Source organism: Blautia sp. SF-50, from assembly GCF_900101315.1.
Taxonomy (GTDB): Bacteria; Bacillota; Clostridia; order Lachnospirales; family Lachnospiraceae; genus Blautia_A; species Blautia_A fusiformis.
On sequence record NZ_FMUW01000047.1, the window covers coordinates 1 to 17,422 of the forward strand.

17 protein-coding genes, 2 tRNA genes, 1 rRNA gene and 1 pseudogene are annotated in these 17,422 nt (G+C 39.3%); 4 read left to right on the plus strand and 17 right to left on the minus strand.

Annotation, left to right across the window (positions count from 1 at the left end; genetic code table 11):
• Positions 1-139: 139 nt before the first annotated feature.
• Positions 140-1,502: pseudogene (locus BLP57_RS16395) on the plus strand (transposase); the annotation flags it as partial.
• Positions 1,503-1,846: 344 nt separating this feature from the next.
• Here BLP57_RS16395 and BLP57_RS16400 read toward each other — a convergent pair.
• The 4 genes from BLP57_RS16400 to BLP57_RS16415 all read right to left on the minus strand — a co-directional run bounded on the left by BLP57_RS16400 (position 1,847) and on the right by BLP57_RS16415 (position 3,577).
• Positions 1,847-2,575, minus strand: a complete 729-nt coding sequence (locus BLP57_RS16400; protein WP_004842163.1) for a LytR/AlgR family response regulator transcription factor — start codon at positions 2,573-2,575, stop codon at positions 1,847-1,849.
• Between the two features lies 1 nt (position 2,576).
• Positions 2,577-2,759: a hypothetical protein gene (locus BLP57_RS16405; RefSeq protein ID WP_004223822.1), complete on the minus strand. Its 183-nt coding sequence runs from the start codon at positions 2,757-2,759 to the stop codon at positions 2,577-2,579.
• 186 nt (positions 2,760-2,945) lie between these two features.
• Positions 2,946-3,134 (minus strand): helix-turn-helix domain-containing protein, encoded by a 189-nt coding sequence (locus BLP57_RS16410; RefSeq protein ID WP_004223825.1) that lies wholly within the window; start codon positions 3,132-3,134, stop codon positions 2,946-2,948.
• On the minus strand, positions 3,131-3,577 hold the full coding sequence (locus BLP57_RS16415) for a sigma-70 family RNA polymerase sigma factor (RefSeq protein WP_059085267.1): 447 nt from the start codon (positions 3,575-3,577) through the stop codon (positions 3,131-3,133). The genes BLP57_RS16410 and BLP57_RS16415 overlap by 4 nt, the downstream gene beginning before the upstream one ends.
• Before the next feature lie 395 nt (positions 3,578-3,972).
• Between BLP57_RS16415 and BLP57_RS16425 the strand changes: the two genes are divergently transcribed.
• On the plus strand, positions 3,973-4,323 hold the full coding sequence (locus BLP57_RS16425; protein WP_004223831.1) for a helix-turn-helix domain-containing protein: 351 nt from the start codon (positions 3,973-3,975) through the stop codon (positions 4,321-4,323).
• A 143-nt stretch (positions 4,324-4,466) separates the two neighbouring features.
• On the opposite strand, the gene BLP57_RS16430 is transcribed toward BLP57_RS16425, so the two are convergent.
• The 10 genes from BLP57_RS16430 to BLP57_RS16475 all read right to left on the minus strand — a co-directional run bounded on the left by BLP57_RS16430 (position 4,467) and on the right by BLP57_RS16475 (position 14,307).
• The gene (locus BLP57_RS16430; protein WP_227219350.1) at positions 4,467-4,832 is read right to left on the minus strand and encodes a stage III sporulation protein AF; all 366 of its coding nucleotides are present in this window, start codon (positions 4,830-4,832) and stop codon (positions 4,467-4,469) included.
• A 15-nt stretch (positions 4,833-4,847) separates the two neighbouring features.
• Positions 4,848-5,768 (minus strand): ParM/StbA family protein, encoded by a 921-nt coding sequence (locus BLP57_RS16435; RefSeq protein ID WP_227219348.1) that lies wholly within the window; start codon positions 5,766-5,768, stop codon positions 4,848-4,850.
• Between the two features lie 187 nt (positions 5,769-5,955).
• Entirely contained in the window at positions 5,956-6,375 is a 420-nt protein-coding gene (locus BLP57_RS16440; RefSeq protein WP_059085265.1) for a hypothetical protein, read from the minus strand.
• Between the two features lie 3 nt (positions 6,376-6,378).
• Positions 6,379-7,167 carry a class B sortase gene (gene srtB / locus BLP57_RS16445; protein WP_227219346.1) on the minus strand — a complete coding sequence of 263 codons (789 nt, stop codon included), beginning with the start codon at positions 7,165-7,167 and terminating at the stop codon, positions 6,379-6,381.
• Positions 7,168-7,213: 46 nt separating this feature from the next.
• Positions 7,214-8,395 (minus strand): CHC2 zinc finger domain-containing protein, encoded by a 1,182-nt coding sequence (locus BLP57_RS16450; RefSeq protein WP_179960940.1) that lies wholly within the window; start codon positions 8,393-8,395, stop codon positions 7,214-7,216.
• A 75-nt stretch (positions 8,396-8,470) separates the two neighbouring features.
• Complete coding sequence (locus tag BLP57_RS16455; RefSeq protein WP_175443006.1) at positions 8,471-9,403, minus strand: hypothetical protein; 933 nt, start codon at positions 9,401-9,403, stop codon at positions 8,471-8,473.
• Between the two features lie 89 nt (positions 9,404-9,492).
• Positions 9,493-11,736 carry an SF1B family DNA helicase RecD2 gene (recD2, locus tag BLP57_RS16460; RefSeq protein WP_059085262.1) on the minus strand — a complete coding sequence of 748 codons (2,244 nt, stop codon included), beginning with the start codon at positions 11,734-11,736 and terminating at the stop codon, positions 9,493-9,495.
• The gene (locus BLP57_RS16465) at positions 11,714-12,115 is read right to left on the minus strand and encodes a DUF7768 domain-containing protein (protein WP_059085261.1); all 402 of its coding nucleotides are present in this window, start codon (positions 12,113-12,115) and stop codon (positions 11,714-11,716) included. The genes recD2 and BLP57_RS16465 overlap by 23 nt, the downstream gene beginning before the upstream one ends.
• Entirely contained in the window at positions 12,115-13,152 is a 1,038-nt protein-coding gene (locus BLP57_RS16470) for a YqaJ viral recombinase family nuclease (protein ID WP_059085260.1), read from the minus strand. Before BLP57_RS16470 ends, BLP57_RS16465 begins: the two co-directional genes overlap by 1 nt.
• A 12-nt stretch (positions 13,153-13,164) precedes the next feature.
• On the minus strand, positions 13,165-14,307 hold the full coding sequence (locus BLP57_RS16475) for a hypothetical protein (RefSeq protein WP_005342227.1): 1,143 nt from the start codon (positions 14,305-14,307) through the stop codon (positions 13,165-13,167).
• A gap of 734 nt (positions 14,308-15,041) precedes the next feature.
• Here BLP57_RS16475 and BLP57_RS16480 point away from each other — a divergent pair.
• Together BLP57_RS16480 and BLP57_RS16485 are read left to right on the plus strand one after the other, a co-directional pair.
• Positions 15,042-15,242: a helix-turn-helix domain-containing protein gene (locus BLP57_RS16480; protein WP_243148421.1), complete on the plus strand. Its 201-nt coding sequence runs from the start codon at positions 15,042-15,044 to the stop codon at positions 15,240-15,242.
• Positions 15,243-15,340: 98 nt separating this feature from the next.
• Positions 15,341-16,555 carry a site-specific integrase gene (locus BLP57_RS16485; protein WP_092073321.1) on the plus strand — a complete coding sequence of 405 codons (1,215 nt, stop codon included), beginning with the start codon at positions 15,341-15,343 and terminating at the stop codon, positions 16,553-16,555.
• A gap of 345 nt (positions 16,556-16,900) precedes the next feature.
• Here the strand turns inward: BLP57_RS16485 and BLP57_RS16490 are convergent.
• The 3 genes from BLP57_RS16490 to BLP57_RS16500 form a co-directional block, all read right to left on the minus strand.
• Positions 16,901-16,972 (minus strand) — tRNA-Cys (locus tag BLP57_RS16490).
• Between the two features lie 36 nt (positions 16,973-17,008).
• A tRNA-Asn gene (locus BLP57_RS16495) sits at positions 17,009-17,081 on the minus strand.
• A 91-nt stretch (positions 17,082-17,172) separates the two neighbouring features.
• Positions 17,173-17,422 (minus strand): 23S ribosomal RNA (locus BLP57_RS16500); the annotation flags it as partial.

Genomic DNA, 17,422 nt, shown 5'->3' on the forward strand with positions numbered 1-17,422 from the left:
TTAGGCGTTTGCGAAACGCCAAACACTGCATAAATACGGTGTTTTTTGTCGTTAAAATAAAATATCTCCTCAAGGTTTATGGTAAAATAGAATTGACTAGAAACTAATTAACCAATCCACCTAAAGGAGATATACCTACATGATAACATATAAACAGCTCACTTTGGCAGAAATTTTTGAAGATTGTCAAAATAAATTCGACAACGACAAATATCAGTTCCTTTCGCTTCTTGATGAAGCCATTAACCTTGATGAAATTGTTCCTGTTTCTTTTATTTCTCATTTTTACGCCAGTACCGGAAGACCTCGCAAACATCAGCTTTATCCAATGCTTAAGGCACTTCTTATCCAGCGTATTTTCTCAATCCCGACGGACACACTCCTGATCGTATTTTTGAAATTTTCCCAGGAACTGCGTGATTTCTGCGGTTTTGATGTTGTTCCGGATGGTTCCAAATTTACACGTTTCAAACAGGATTTTTTATCGGACTTACAATCTATGTTCGATCATCTTGTTGATCTGACCGAACCGATCTGCCAAAGTCTTGATCCTGCCCTTGCTTCCATGACAATCTTTGATACCTCTGGCATTGAAGCATGGGTTACAGAAAATAACCCAAAATATGCCAACCGTATTATCAAGCAGCTAAAGGCTTTCAAAAAGTCCCATAACCTTGATGATTCCTATGATCCTTATAAAGCTGCTTATGGCTCTATGCCAACTCATGCGGCTTCCAATCAGGCAATCCAGCAGATGTACATCAATGGACATTTCTGTTACGCCTATAAATTTGGCATTATTACGAACGGGCTTGGTATTGTTCGTGACATCACTTTCTACAACAAGGACTTTCTAAAAAAACATCCTGATATCGTTGTAGGGAAGAAATCAGATTCACCGGATGAGGATAAATCCCTTGCCGATTCGAAAGCACTTCTTCCAGTTTTAATTGACTTTTTCCAGAAACATCCTTTAATAAATTCAAAGACGTTTCTTGGAGATGCTGCGTTTGATGCCATTAACATTTACAAATCCCTCTTTGAAGAAATTGGCTTTCAAAAAGCTTTTATCCCTTTAAAAACAAAGCTTTCTGTGGAAGGAACCGACTATACTGTCAATGAAAACGGTATTCCCTGCTGTCCTCACGATCCATCACTTCCGATGCGGCGTGAAGGAAGCAGATCCCATTTGCGGAGCAAACTTCCTACCATGAAGTTTGTATGTCCAAAAATGAAATGGGAATACAATCCTGCCGACAAGTCAAAACATCGCGTATGTCATTGTGACAATCCATGTACATCTTCTTCCTGCGGACGAATGATCTACATTTATCCTGAAAAGAACCTTCGTGCCTATCCTGGTGTAGAACGCGGCTCACAGGAATGGGAGGATACTTACAAGATCCGTGTAAATGTTGAAAAGTCAATCAACCATTTCAAAGATAGTTTCTGCATTGCAGATCGTAAAACACAGAATGAGAAAACACTTCATGCTGATTTACTGCTTGCAGGAATTACCCAGCTTGTTACTGTGCTTGTCGCTGATAAGATTCATCAATACCAATACATCCGGAGTTTGAAGCCTTTGATTGCCTGATTATTAATATGCATACAATCTTTTCTTCGCAGTTTATCTGGGAAGTCTTTTAGTCATGTTCAAATTTAGAAGTACCTATTTTTCATCTTAAGAATCCTGCGTTGCAGGATTCTTACCGCTTTTTAGTTAGGATTGCGAACTTGTTTCGCAATTACCTATCAGTAAGTATGTCCAAACTATACTCTGCTTTTTCCTATATATCAACATTCCATGTCTAAATCGACTTTTTTTTTGCATAAAATATTCAATCTATCTATTTCCTACATAAATAGCTAATTCTTTCATAAATTCTTCTTTTTTATATTTACTCACCGGAATCTCTTTTAACTGTTGATTCTTATCCTTAACGAGTACACTATCATTCTTTAAACCTTCTACATAATCAAAATTTACTATGTAGCTGTTATGACATCTGAAGAATAATTTTCGGCTTAATCTTTCCTCCAGTTCCCTCATCCTTTGGCTACTTTGTATTTCTCCCTTATTCGTATGCAGAATCAATAGTTTGTTCCTTACCTGTATGTAGATTATATCTGAAAGCTGTAGCGTAATCAATCCATCTTGGCACTTCAAAAATAATTTTTCCTCTGCACACAACAATTTCTTTTTATATACTTTATTTAAAAGGTGTTCTACCTTTTTATATAATAATGGCTTTGATAAGAAATCCTCTGCATCCACTTCAAAACCTTTCCCTGCATTTGATATTGTGTAAAAGGATGTACAAAATACTATTACAACATTTTCATCTATACTTCTAATTCGTTCTGCTGTTTCAAACCCATCTAATTCCGGCATAGAAACATCCAAAAAAATTATGTCAAACTTTCTCTTTTGAAAGTTTAATAACAATTGTGAACCACTTCCGTATGCAGTAATTTTAACCTTTATATGGTTTTCATTACCATAACGTATTATATAGTTCTCCATTTTTTTGTTATAGTCTGTAATGTCATCACACAATCCTACTTTAATCAACCTATTCCCTGCCTTTCTGATGTGTCAATAATCGTTGAATCAAAATATCTATTGTTAATTTATTTTCCTCACAAAGATTTCTATATTTTTCTAATAATGCCCATTCTTTCTCCGTTATATTTTGTTTCTCATCATGATTTCTGTTTATTTCATCTAAACCCTTTTTATTCTGTTCCCTTCCCATGAATACATCCTCCTTATCTTTTTATAATAAATGTCCTCATTGATACTAGTCTAGTTTTCTTGTATAGATTGCCTTTTTTATTGCCTACTTGGTAATCACAACATTCTTTTATTATCGTTCAGCTCTCTATGATATACGGAAGAGGCGTACCTTACCAGTCACGCCTCTTCCTATACTACTATAATACTATTCTACATCTCTAAAATACCGTATGCACTTCAGCAATTCTGCTGTTAATTCCTGATACAGATCTTCATCAAAAATCCCTTCTACCAAAGCATTTTTAATTAAAAGTGGTCGGTACATTTCAAATATTTCCAGTATGGCCTCTTGATTCCCTTGCCTTGCCCGGTATAACAATTCTTTAAAATTCATGATTTCTTTCCTCCCATTCTCTTGCGTATTTTCCGGATAGCCCAATAATATGCACCTTTACACCGTTCTTCCGGCATCTGATTCAAGATGCTCATTTCTTTAAATGTACGTTCCTCAAATACATGCTGATAGATAAGCTTTCGTTCTTCCTCATGCAAAGAAAACATGGCTTCCATAAGGTTTATGTCCGTCATCTCATTCCATTCTGGATAAATCCCCTGTGCTTCTTCCATGAGCAGTCGCTCTTTCTGCTCCAATTCCAGCCTTTCCTCTGGCGAAATATCCGTATCTGTAAATTCTTTATCTTCCAGATTTTCCTCTGCAAATAATATTTTCTGCTGCTTTTCCAGATACCGAAGTCTTTTTCCTCTTATAGATGCCAACAAGTACGCAGTAAAATAATTTCTTGTCTTAGATCCGTGATATTTTTGTTCTTCTTTCATTTTCTACCTCCGAAATTTGAAATCAATAAGTTTCCAAACTTCAGAGGTGGAGATCTGCATCTATGAAGGATATTTTTATTTTGGTAAAAGAAAACGCCGAACCACATTTCTTCTGGCTCGACATCTTTCTTATCCCATGCATCATCCTGCACGGTGACTTCATATATTAACGCATATACTGCATATAAATAACCCTTTTGGCACCCCTGCAAAAGCAAGATTTTTTTGACGAATCATTACACAAGTGCCTTGTCTTTCCTTGCAGCATAGATGCTCCTCCTTTGTAGGTTCTCCTGCCCCGCAATTCACATTATATTGCGTATCTTCATGCACTATAATGCGTTTCTCTTACTATCAATCTACGATAAAATAAAACAATAAGTGAGGTGATGCGGATGCTGATGGATACCGTCAAGAAAAAATTAGGCTATATGGTAAGAAGTGAAAGAGAAAGGCGTGGTCTGTCACAATCAAGACTTGCAGAACAAGCCGGTGTGTCCACCCGGACCATTTCTGATATTGAAACCTGTAATGGCAATCCGGAACTTGCAACTTTAATCCCAATCGCTCAATTTCTGAATATTTCAATTGATGCAGCTGTTCAGGATGAACGAAAGGAACCGGACACTACTACTTATCAGATTATGAAAGAACTGCAAAACTGCTCTGAAGACGAGCGGCAAATTGCCCTACGCACCTTGCGTGGGCTTCTTTCTGCATTGAAAGAAAAGGATCCCCTCAATTAAGCCTTTTTCTGACAATATCTGACTTTTGATTATACGGATGAAATCTGTGAGAAACCTGTGCGAAATCTGTGGGGTTCCTGTGAATTGGCATAAATGTGCAACAAAAAAGAAGCACTCAAAATCCGATGCTTCTTTTTTCTTTTCTATCTATTTCTAAATGCACTCATTGCATCTCTAACGCTTTTGGCAACTTCAGGTGCAAGGACAAATTCAGATACCTTCTGTTTCTCTATTTCTTCTTCCACTTGAACATTCTCCTGTTTTGAAGAATAGTTCTGCATTGCTTTTTCCACTTCTTGCTTTACCAATTCCAACATCATAATCTGCAAAGCTTCTTGGTTCAATACAGCCCCTTCTTCTGTTCTGCCGCCATCTATATGCGTTACCACTGCTGATGCAATTAAGTCGGCTTTATCCCTTACGGCGTTTAAAATCTCTACTGCACGTACATGAGTTGGTTTCGTTTTATCAAACCCAAGTGTGAATTTATAAGGATTCTTTTTCTCCACATTAATCACACTCCTCTACATAATCTGAAACAATCTGTCATATCCTTTGGCATTGGCAGAAATATCCTCAATAAAGGTATATTTCCCCAGACGGTCCGATTGTTCCAGAAAATGGCTCAATAGCTTTGCCCCACCTCCAATAAATACCGTATATGCTGCTTTGGTATCTATTCCTCTCTCTCGAATGCTGTTCAGCAGATCCTTTACAAAATCCTGCACCATACCTTCTGTCATACGGACTACAGCCTCTTCATAAAATTCTGTGTTTCCCTGAAGGATACTGTCAATATCACTTTCCTCTAACAAAATATCATATTCACTGTTAATCCCGGAAATAATCTTGTTATACATGGTAATCACGCCTTTTTCCATGGAATCACAGGCTTCCATATCCGGATTACCTTTCCGCATCAGAAGATAGTCTGTAGTAAATCCTCCTATATCAATTCCTACTACTTTGGGAATCTGCTGCAGCTTTTCAATCATAGTCATCATAGCCGCATAGTCCTGTGGAAATGCCATTACCTCTCCAATGGTGATATGATATGTACTACCACAGTAATTGATATCATGAATTTTCCCTTGTCTTTTAAAATATGCTTCATACCGTTCACAAAGTTCTGCATAATGCTTGGGTGGCAGCCCAATCGGAAGATCCACCTGAATGACATCCTCTGGCTGAATTTGAGAGTTTTCCTCCAGCTCTTTTACGATTGCAAATAGAGTCAGGATAAAAAACCGATCATCCTGCGTTTTATCTCTTTGATAAGGAATCCTATTTTCACTCAGCACATAATACTTTCCCTCATAGAACAGGAACTTTTCCCCTCTGGCAGGCTTTTTATCCTGAATGGTAAGCCCTGTCGTAAATACCTGGGAACAGGTTTTCATATTTCTATTGCCATGGTCTACCGCAATCCGAACTTTTTTTATCATAAAATCATCTCTCCTTTTTTCTTTATACTTCTCTTGTACGCAGAACTTCCGTACAAAGCAACTTTTTTTCAAAAAAATTCTGTCTGCGGCATTTTACCACAGACAGGTGCTTTCTTCCTATACAATGATTTTTAACATTCATCTTTACCTACTATACATTTCCAGTCCTCATTCGAATTATTTCTCTTTATAAAAAATTAATCTGTTCTGCCTTTTGAGGCAAAATCTTTTTAAACAGTTCCATATAGCGTTCATATCCGGCTGAAATCAATGGACCACGAAGTGATGTTTCTGACCAAAGTAGCAGTTCTTCTTCCTCAGAATAATACGGAATATTACTAACTGTAAATTTCCCACCAAAATAATGGGGTGTACTGACTTTCAAAAAATCCTGCATATCCTGCTTTGTCGATACCAGTGGCAAACCTTTCATTTTTCGCACAAAAAAAGCCTCTACCACATCGGGTAAGAAGCCTTTCTTTAAATAAGCATTTGCTCTGCCAAATATTTGGGTTAAACACTCCAGCCGTACTTCTCTTTCTTTTTCGCTGCAAGTTGTATCCAGCACAACCTCTACCAATGCCTTTGCATATTCAAAATCTAACATCTGTTATTCCTCCATTTTTATTTTCTGTTTCAGTTTTCCATGTACTAAATAGCGATAATCCTTTCGGGTATTTACACAAGTTGATAAGGTCACTACCTGATCCTCCTTGGTAACTGTCATCCCTGTGTTATACTCAGCACTTCTTTGTAGTGTTTCCAGAAAAACTTCATAGTCCTCAGAAGTAGGAAAATCATAAGTATATGCTGGATGATCCGTCGGTGCTGCATAACAGGAAAAAATCTGATACTCATAAATATATCCTGTCACATACATATAAAAACAGGGATAGTTTCGATAAAGTGCCTGTGACTGATACTGATCCAGGGTTCCAAACATGCTCCCATCCTTCATATTATGCCCATAGATAATGGAATTTCTGTCTGATAAATCCTCCTGGTTGTGAAAGTCCATAAAAATACTGCCACTTTTATGATTTTCTCCCGTAATCAGGTGATGCAGATAATAGTCATTATCCCTCCCCTGGACTACCGGATAACTAATTTCCAAACCAGGAATCTCAATCCATGCAATGACATCTGGATTGATTTCTTCCAGCTTGTTAAAATCCACCTGTAGGAATCCCTGCTCTGCGACCTCCTCTGGTGTTTCCCCTGGAACCGCTTCTGGTGACAGGTTTTGATCCTCTATCTTTTGTGTAAACCCTTCCATCTGCTCATAGACTTTTTGACTTTCCTGATAATTCAAATAAATTTGCAGTATCCTTCCTCCTGCAAATAAAAAAACAGCAATGGCTACAAGCATAAATATACCGTAAATTTTCTTTCGTTTCATCGAATCCTCCTCTTCCATAAGACCGGACAACTTGCCCGGTCCATATTTACCCCGTATTTTTCAATACATAGTAATAATCATCAATTCCTTTGATCTGCCCATTCCATTCACCATAAGAATCCATGTCCCAAACCATACGGCTCATGGAAATAGACAATCCACTACAGATTTCATACACCTTTCTACAAGCGTTCTGTAGAATCTGCCGTTTCTGCATCTTATGCGGACAATAAAAAGTGGCTGGTTTACGTTGACAGGCATCACATTTCTCAGAATCCCCATCACAATATACCTTCATTTTTTTATCCATATCATAAGCTTCATATAGGTGCTGCAGATGCCTGCTTTTCAGTGTTTCCAAAACTGGCTTTAAATTTCTGTACTGATTGACACCTGCAACGCAAATGAACGTATCTCCAGATAAATAGTGGGCTATCGTACCTTTTAATGCACCTTCTGTTAAATAAATCTGTTCTGCGTCCAGACTTCCTATGACATGTACCGGACTCCCTGATGATACTCCATTTTGGAATTTCACACTGGAAAGCCAGATATACTTCCGTCCCTCCATTACCTGATCCAACCGTATCTGAAATCCTTGTATTTTTCCTTCCATGGATCGAATCGGTATCAAAATCCCAGAATTTTTAGAAGTAAAATTAATTGTCCATTTCCCATCTTGATCTTCATAAAATCCTGGCACACCTTTTACCGTCTGTCCGGATTCCAACAGTTTTTGTACCATATTTTTAATTCCAAACAACGGTACACTACGATACCTCTGTATCTCGATCTGTTCTTTCGTCAGCCCTCTTTTTTTAAGATCTTCCTGATGTTTATCATTTAAGGTCAATAACGACAACATTTCTTGATATGTTCGGTCAATGACATCTGCATCCGCTAACTCGGCATTGAAAATTTCTACAGGCTCTTCTTTATGAACTACCTGATAATCCGTCCGGTATTCCCCCTTTCCCAGAGCTTCCCGGATCTGTCGGTTTGCCTCTGCACTGGAAACACCATGCAGTCTTCCGTATAATTCTAGCATTCCACCTGAAGCATCACACCGATTACACCGGAACACATTTTTCTGAAGATTAACATTCATTTTCCCTTTTGTTTCTCCACAAAATGGACAATTCACATCCATTGACGAAGAATTTTTATGCCGTACTCTAAGCTGCAGTAAATGCACGACATCTGTGATATCGTAGCTAAAGCCTGACATATCATACACTCTATGGTTCCTCCTTTCTTCCACAGCCTTTATTGGCTGTGGAAAGAATGTTAAGCCGGCTATTTGCTATGCCTTTGCAAGAATTACTCTGGCTGCCGCCGGTATGAAATGGTTCTGTCCATGATACTGTTCTGCGAACCATTGCAAGCTGGAAGGACTTTCTATTGCAACCTGTCCCATGGTTTTTCCACTAAATTTTCCCTGTCCTGTTACGGCTACTTGTATTGCCTGCTCATAACTCATCCTTTTCACCAGTTCTTCCACTGGCATATTGGGATCCAGAAATTGCGGCTTAGAAGGCATCTGCTGCATAACTGGTACAGATCCAGTTGCCGGAATCATTACCGGATTTGTCATCTGTCCTGTACCCGTTCCCCCGCCAATCGTATTTCCATTGGCTTGTGCTTCTTGATAAAACTGTTCCATCATCTGCTGCCCCGGAGTTGCTTGAGGCGGAAATGATGGCATGGTTCCTGCTGACTGATTGGGAGTCTGCTGCATTCCTGGTGCAGGGGTTTGTGCTGGCATCGCAGTCTGCATCTGTGTTCCCTGATTTACAGGAATTCCTGCATCTACCTGCATTGGATCATTTCCTTCCCCTACATCAGCAAATTGCAGACCATACCCCGCATCTGCCAAAGCTCGCCCAATTGCCGCTGTTTCTGCCATTTCAAGAAATTTATCCCCAAACTGTGTATCTGCTGTACGAAACTTCTGTGAAAAGGAATTGGCAATATAATTATCTTCCTGATCACACTTATCCAGATAAATTCTGGCTTCTACGACTGCCATATTTTCGGTAAAGTGAACAATCCGGCTGATAATCTTGCCTGTGGGATTTACCAGACGGAACCACAGCTTCCGATATTTCACATCCAGATACCGTTGTTCCTCCTGCCCTTCATTAGAAATAACTCTGGCAAGTTCCAGAGGATAAAATCCTTCCACTTTATTCAGTTCTTCTACTGCTTTTGACTTGTTATATAATAATTCGCTCATTGCCTGCTCCTTTCTTTGGAACCGGCAGGACATCCCTTCATAAAGTAATAACCTGCCAATTCTCAACATTGAACTATTTTGCTATTTTTTTACACAGCCCGGTTGCAAATTGTTGCAGGAATCCGTCTGTTTTCCTGTCTCTGATACCATTCACAATACTGTTGTATTTTTACTGCCAGCATCGTCTTTCTGGTTCCCGTATCATCTGTGTGGATTGCCTGACAAACGGCTTTCCATTCCCCAACAATATAAACACGCTGTTTTGCCCTGGTGATTCCCGTATAAAAGATGTTCCGCTTCAGCATGGGATAAAAAGCTTTTAACCACGGAATGATGACCACCTGGCACTCGCTTCCTTGGCTTTTGTGTATGGTTATGGCGTTTGCATGTTCAATCATTTCCACCTGCTCTGCCTCATACTTCACCCTGCGGCCATCTGTAAATACGATTTGAACCAGAGGGTTATTGTCCTCATCTTCAGCAATCTGTACCAATGTACCCAAATCTCCGTTACTGGCAAATTCTGTATTCTTGTTTTGAAGGATTCTGTCACCTTCCCGAAACATCTCACCGCCAAGATGAAGCTCCCTTTTTCCGGATACAGGAGGATTTACCTCGTCCTGCAGACTGCGGTTCAGTTCCAAGACACCGGCTGCACTTCTCACTTTATATGGAGAAAGTATCTGTACTTGCTCCATACCATACATCTGAATTTCCTTGAGATAGATATTTTTAACAATTTGTGCCGCCGCATCTGCTCCTGAACATTCAACCATCTGGAAATCATCCCCCCATTGCAGGTTTGTCTTTCCTTCATTGATAAGTTGAGCATTTATGGGGATGTTGCTGTCCTTCCCCTGGCGATATACCAGATTTAAAACAGTAACCGGTATTTTCCCGCACAAAATAAGCTGCCGGAACACATCTCCTGCTCCTACAGAAGGAAGCTGGTGGACATCCCCGACCAAAAGCACCCTTGCCCCTGCCTTTATCTTGTAAAAAAATTCATAGGCAAGGTGCATATCTACCATAGATACCTCATCCGCATTAATAAAATCTGCGGATAGTTTATCCGTAAGTGCTTCATAATCACCGTCACCAAAAAGCCCCAGTGCCATGTGCATAGTAGTTGCATCTCCATTTCCAGTACTCTCTGCCATTCTCCTTGCAGCACGTCCAGTCGGTGCCATCAGTTTGACTTCATTCCCGCATTTTTTCTGATAGATATACAAAATGACCTTCAAAACCGTTGTTTTGCCGGTTCCAGGTCCTCCAGTAATAATGCAGATCGGGTTTGCAAAAACCATACGCACTGCTTCTTTCTGCTGTTCGGATAATGTTATGTTTAAATCCTCCTGTGCTTCCTCCAGTTCCTTTTCAATCGTAAGAGCTGGAATTCGCTCGTGCAATTTTCTTGCAATCATAGAGGCTGTATCCTCTTCTTCCTGATGCTGTTTGGTAATGTAAACCCTATTCTCTTCTACCACGATACTGTCCTGCATGACCAGACGATATAGCACTTTTAAAATCTCTGTTTCCGTCACCGGCTGAAGATCCGGTTCTTTATTCAGAACCTTCAATGCATCTTTCACCAGAATTTCCTGCTCCAGATATAAATGTCCGTTCTGCTTCATGGCTTCCCGCAGCACATAGCTGACGCATCCGGAAATACGCATAGGATCATTTGTTGCAGCACAGCACTGCCTTGCAATGGCATCCACAGTGAGAAAACCAAACCCTTTGACTGAGCAGAGTATATAAGGCTGCTTCCGAATGATTTCTACGGATTGATCCCGAAACTTCTGAAGAATCATATTTGCTTTTTTAGGCGTAACATGAAACGGTGATAAAAAAGTCATCAATTCCCGGAATACTTTGTTTTTTCCAAAAGAATCCACAATACGGTCCAGTTTTTTCTGAGATATCCCCTGAATCTTTAATAATTCCTGTGGATACTTTTCCATTACCTCCAAGGTATCCAGACCAAAACGATTGACAATCCGTTCTGCCGTTTTGGGACCAATTCCTTTTAAAGAACCACAAGAAAGGTATCCTAAGATACCTTCCCTTGTTCTAGGTACAACTTCCAAAAAAGTTTCTACCTTGTATTGTGTTCCATGTGAATTTGTCTCCCACTCGCCTTCCATCTCTATTTCGATTTCATCCGTAAGAGGCAAGTCATATCCTTTTGCAGTAAACGCAATGATTTTTTTGTCTGCCCAAAATTTATCTCTGGCAGAAAGAGGAACCTCATGATCCAGCGTGGAAAATAATGCAACCGTATATCCGTTTTCCTCATTTTGAAAAATCTTACGTATATATTTGCACCTCATCGTCTATACTCCTCCAGTTCTCTACTTTCATCAATTCGCCTGGTTTCATCTTGGAATCATACCAATAAACGTCCTTTCCTTTCTCAAATGCTGTCTGAATCTCTCTTCTCATTCCTTCGCTAATGCAGGAGCCACAAATAATTAATACTTCACATAAATCCAGCATCAAAGCTCCAATCTGCATTGCAGTCTCACGCTCTTCTGGGATACGGTCATCCAGCATTAACGGAAGATGAGCATGTGAAGCAAAAGTACGGCAATGATACAGCCTTTTCATCTGCATGAGATAGTATTTTGCCAGTTCCATATTATGCTGCACTCCCTCTGGATTCGGGGCAGCCAGCGGAGAACAGATATATGCCTTTTTTCCTTGTAACATTATGCAACCTCCTTTTTAATTCGGAAAATCCTGCTTTCTGTAGTGCTTGTGTATTCTTCGTAGATATCCGGATGCTGATTTTTCAGCTTCTCCATATTTTCTTTCCCAATCTGGGTGCGTATCGTAGGATTATAAGTAATCCGGTAACGGAAACTCCCATCCTCGATCACTGCCTTACACCCTTGTCCAAGAAGCTCGACAAACGGTACACTCAATGCACGTTGTTCCGCTTCAATCTCCCTTTTTCTTTTTTCCAATTGGGATTTTTCTTCAGATAATTTGAGATATTTTTCAAGACTGCGTGATTCCAAGCTAGATATGCTGATTTCAGGAATTGATTTGTCTGCGTAACCATTATATTTCCGGATACTAGCCAAAATGAGATCTGGCTTTCCGGAATACGGTGGTTCTATTTTCTTCTCCACATATTCTTCCCAGAAGTATTTCTCCTGGTCAATGAGTTCTTCTTCCTCCATTCTATCCCGTTCCAGACACCGGTAAACAAATTCATTTTCATTGTTTCCATAAAGGCAAGCAATATATGCCTTATTCATATTCATGACTGCAAGATAATGACGAACCTGCAAAACATAGTTTTCAGGAATCCCATCATCTGCCCATTTGTCTTTTGCATTGTAATTACAGGTTTTACATTCCAAAATCCCAATGCTGCCATCTGGAAAACGGATAAAGTAATCCACATCCGCTAACATAAACGGATATAGCGGATGCCGGAACATTTTTCGTACAGGGAAAACTTCAAGTCCAGTCTTCTTGGCAAAAATCATGGCAACCAAATCTTCCAGGCGGTGTCCCACTTCTTTCGCTACCCAGTTTTCTTCCTCTTCTTCGATTACTGGCGTAACACCAATTTTATCGAAATACAAATCCCTGATTGTCGCAAATGGGGATAAGCCCATGACTGCCGCTGCATCGCTTCCTCCAATACCAAGACGCCGGTAATTCAACCAATCTTCCCGGCTCAAATCTGCTGTATCTACAAGAACTTCCGGCTGATAATTTAATGCTGTATTCATCTCATTTCCTCCTTACAATTTAATCGTTCCATATACATCAAACCCTTTCCAGTCAAAGGCCAGTGTTTTTGCAATATCTTCTTCCAATTTTAAAATCCGTGGTGCAGAAAATCCTTCACAAGCAGCAAAGAAAGCAGCTTCGTGCATGGCAAAATAAAGATCATGAGCTGTACATGGTTCTTCCCCATATTGTCCCACAAAAAGATCTACTACTTCATTTCGGATTTTCTGATTGATTTTAAGTTCCTTCATAATCAGATGCAGACAGTTTACAGGGTTTTGGATATCTATATCCATCAAACCAACAATTCCTTTAACTGCTTCCTGATAACGGGAAAAAATTTTGTCCAGATTATTCCGGAAATCCTGTAAGGTCGCCCCTCTATCATGTGACAGTTTGATAGGACTTCCCAGGTTAATGACACGGTTACTGGTTTGTGAGAGCATCATGGGATACAGATTCACACCACTTACTGCTACATCAGAAGTAGTCAGGCGCAGTGCAGGAGCAAGGCTCTTATCCTCAATTCCATGATCCTCCAAAGCCTGGTGATACGTATCCAAAAGTTCCTGATTTCCTCCTAAAGTCCACATAGCGGACACAATGGAATGGTCAAAACTTCCAGATCCCTCCAGATAAGTACTTCCCTTAAAATGTGCTTTCAGATAATCACTTGTCATATTGAAGATTGTCTGCATATCCAGTACACAGTAATCATGATCATCACCGCCATGTACTGCAGATACTTTTCCATCTGCCACCTTGATTAAGGCATCTCCTTTCGCTACCTGAAGACAGTAGTTTACTACCTTTGCATAAGTAGCTTTCTCCAGTTTCTTTAATCCTGTTCCATTAATGCCGGCTCTTTTCAGAATTGTATGGATAGCACAGTCACGAACCGGATAAAAATCCTTGTTCACTTTTAATACCAACTGGGTATTCTTTTCTGTATCCTCTACTATTCCTTCCAGTTCTTTTTCACAGGCTTCTTCAATGGTTTCTGCCTCCTTTTCCAATGGAACCAGTTTTAGCATCCTGGTAGGCTTACGAATCCACTTGGACTGCTTTGCCCTCTCAGCCAGAAATTCCAGCATCTCCGTTGTACTTGCAAATGTAGTGCAAAACTCATCTGCATAAATCTTTGTTTCTTTCATGTGTGTACCACCTTTCTTAAATTTATTTATCCATAAACAGCCAAAGCTGATTGTGGCAATCCTACCTTTCATTAGGGCATAAAAAAAGAATGAAAAGTGAAGTATTCCTTCGCTATCCATTCTCATATCCCTGATAATATTACCGAAAAAACAAAAGTGCTGCTATTGCCCCATAAGGACAGATAGTGACACTTTATACAATCATAAACAACTTATGCGGAATAAGCAGCCTTACTGCTCTCCTTGAGTCTTCGGATTTATACAAATCCAAAACTCCCCCTATGGGTGCGCATAAAATTAACTATAGCAGTATAGTAGCACATGATATAGTATATGTCAATCTTCATGCACAATATATTGTATGTTCTTAAATACTCTGCTTTGCATATATGACTTCATTTAAAATATTGAAATATCACGTATCCCACCTCTCTTTTTTAAAGTTTATAGAAAAATTTTTAATAAAAATTACATAATCTGTTCAATCTGAAAAAATCTCAGTTAATTACTTAATGAAATTGTTAAGACAAAACCAAGTCTTACGCTATTGTACCTTGATAATTTTATACCTTATCAGGAAATGTATATAGGTGCTGCAGATAGTGTCGCATAAATGCACGCCTGCAGCTTGATGATTACATAGTAACACCTCATACGTGCATGAAACATGGCATAGGAAACGGTTTCCTGATATGTCTACTCTTTCATTAATCTAATTTATAGAGGTGATTATATTGAGTGAAACAGACAATCTCTTTAAAGCATACTCCGTTCAGGAGATAGCATCCATGCTCGGCATTGGAAAAACAAAAACCAGGGAACTTCTTGACAGTGGAATTCTTCCAGTTACAAAAGTTGGGCGGCAATATTTTACTTCACCAGCTTCTATTCAGGAGTTTCTCAAGAAAAACATAGGAAAACAAATATTCTTTTAGGCCCTTTAGAAAGTTATTGTCAATCAGGCTTGGCTATATTAAAATAGACCTTATACCTGATTTGGCATGAATATCTCATTAAAGAAAGGGAACTATTCATGGCGAGAACAACGAAAGGTACACAACAAAAAAGAAGATCCAAAGGGGATGGATCACTATTTCCAAATAAGAGAGGAGGATGGACTGCCCGATATAGAAAAAAAGGGCTACCGGACAAGGAGTTTAATGCTCCTACCAAAGGAGAAGCGAAAGCATTATTAGATGACTGGAAGATAAAAGTCGCAATACAAGACGCAATTACTTCAAACATCAAAGTACAGGACTATGCGAACAAATACTTATTCCGCAAAAGTCTCATGGTTGAAGCTGGCAAATTCAAACAAACCAGCCTGGATCGATTAGAAAAAACATACGAAAATCATTTAAAAGATACGGATGCTTTTAGCAAAACATTTTCTAATCTGACTGCTGATGATATTACAGCAACGATTAATGCCAAAAAGGAAATCCTGAGTTATTCATCATTAAAGAAAATTTACTTATTTTGGTCTGCAATGATTAAAACAGCAATTTCTCTCGGCGAACTGCCAAAAAACTTTTCTGATATTTTAAATCGGGTGATAATGCCGGAAGAATCCGTTCTTCCTGTAGAAACAAAGGAAATCTCAATCATCCCACCAGAACATGAGCAGATCATAAAAGAAATTGCAATGGAACCCAGTCCAAATAAAAACGAACGCTATTTGTATAGATATGGTCCTGCCATTGTATTCCTTTTAAACACAGGTTTACGTGGTGGTGAATTGCTTGCATTAGGTCAATCTTCTATCGTGCCCTTTTTAGGACGGCGTGGCATTAAAATCACACATACGCTTAGCAGGGTCAAAAACCGAGAAGTCGGCTCAAAAAAACGGACTAAAATGATTTTGACTCCTCCAAAATACCCAAATAGTTTACGGACTATTCCATTAAACAAGGAAGCTGAATTTTCACTATCATGTATGATGGAGCTATACGATAAAAATCGGGTTTTTCCAGATTTGATATTATCTACGCAAAATGGTGTCAGCCCTACAATCCAAAATTTAGCCAATACGCTAAAGAAAATTTGTAAGCGTGCTGAGATTCCAGAATATAATCTTCATGCACTACGGCACACTTTTGCAACAAATCTGATCCGGCAGACTCACAATATGGGAGAAATAAAGGAAGCTGCTGAAATCATTGGCGATAACTATGAGGTGATCATGCGTACTTATGTTCATACAGACAGTGAACGTAAGGTAAGTTTAATTGATGCTATGATTGCATAAATCTTCCGCTTAACAGAGGAAATGGTTGTCTACAGTATGATGGCACAGGCTGTAACAAGCAAAATTCTGCCACCTTATCGTCCACCTTACGAAACGATTTTACTTGATTTTATAAGGTTTTTAACGGTTTTTGGCGGACATATCTATAAATATTAAAGCATGAAAACTTATATTTTAGAATTAATTTTTTAAAAAAGGGAATTGGATTATGGAAAAATGGACTTGTAGAAAAAATTGTGAACTTTTTCTTTCCTATAATTTTGCCACCTTATTTTTTTAGACAGAATTATAGGATTTTGAAAAAAGAAAAAGCCTCGAAAACCTTGATTTTCTGGGCTTTTTAAGAGGCGCAGACCGGATTTGAACCGGTGAATACTGGTGTTGCAGACCATTGCCTTACCACTTGGCTACTGCGCCGTATTTAGTTATTTTGCACAATTATTGGGTTTGTAGCTCCCCCTGTTGGACTCGAACCAACGACACTGCGGTTAACAGCCGCATGCTCTACCGACTGAGCTAAGGAGGAATATTTAATTTAAGGTTTGTACCTTAAAAACTACATACATGTTTGTTGATCGTTAATCAAACTCTTTGAATCAATTCTTAACCTGCGTTTCTTGGTCAAGCCCTCACCCGATTAGTAACAGTCAGCTCCATGTGTTGCCACACTTCCACCTCTGCCCTATCTACCTCGTCGTCTTCAAGGGGGTTTACTTCACTAAGAATGGGATATCTCATCTTGAGGGGGGCTTCACGCTTAGATGCCTTCAGCGTTTATCCCTTCCGGACTTGGCTACCCGGCCATGGCTTTGGCAAGCCAACCGGTCCACCAGCGGTCCGTCCATCCCGGTCCTCTCGTACTAAGGA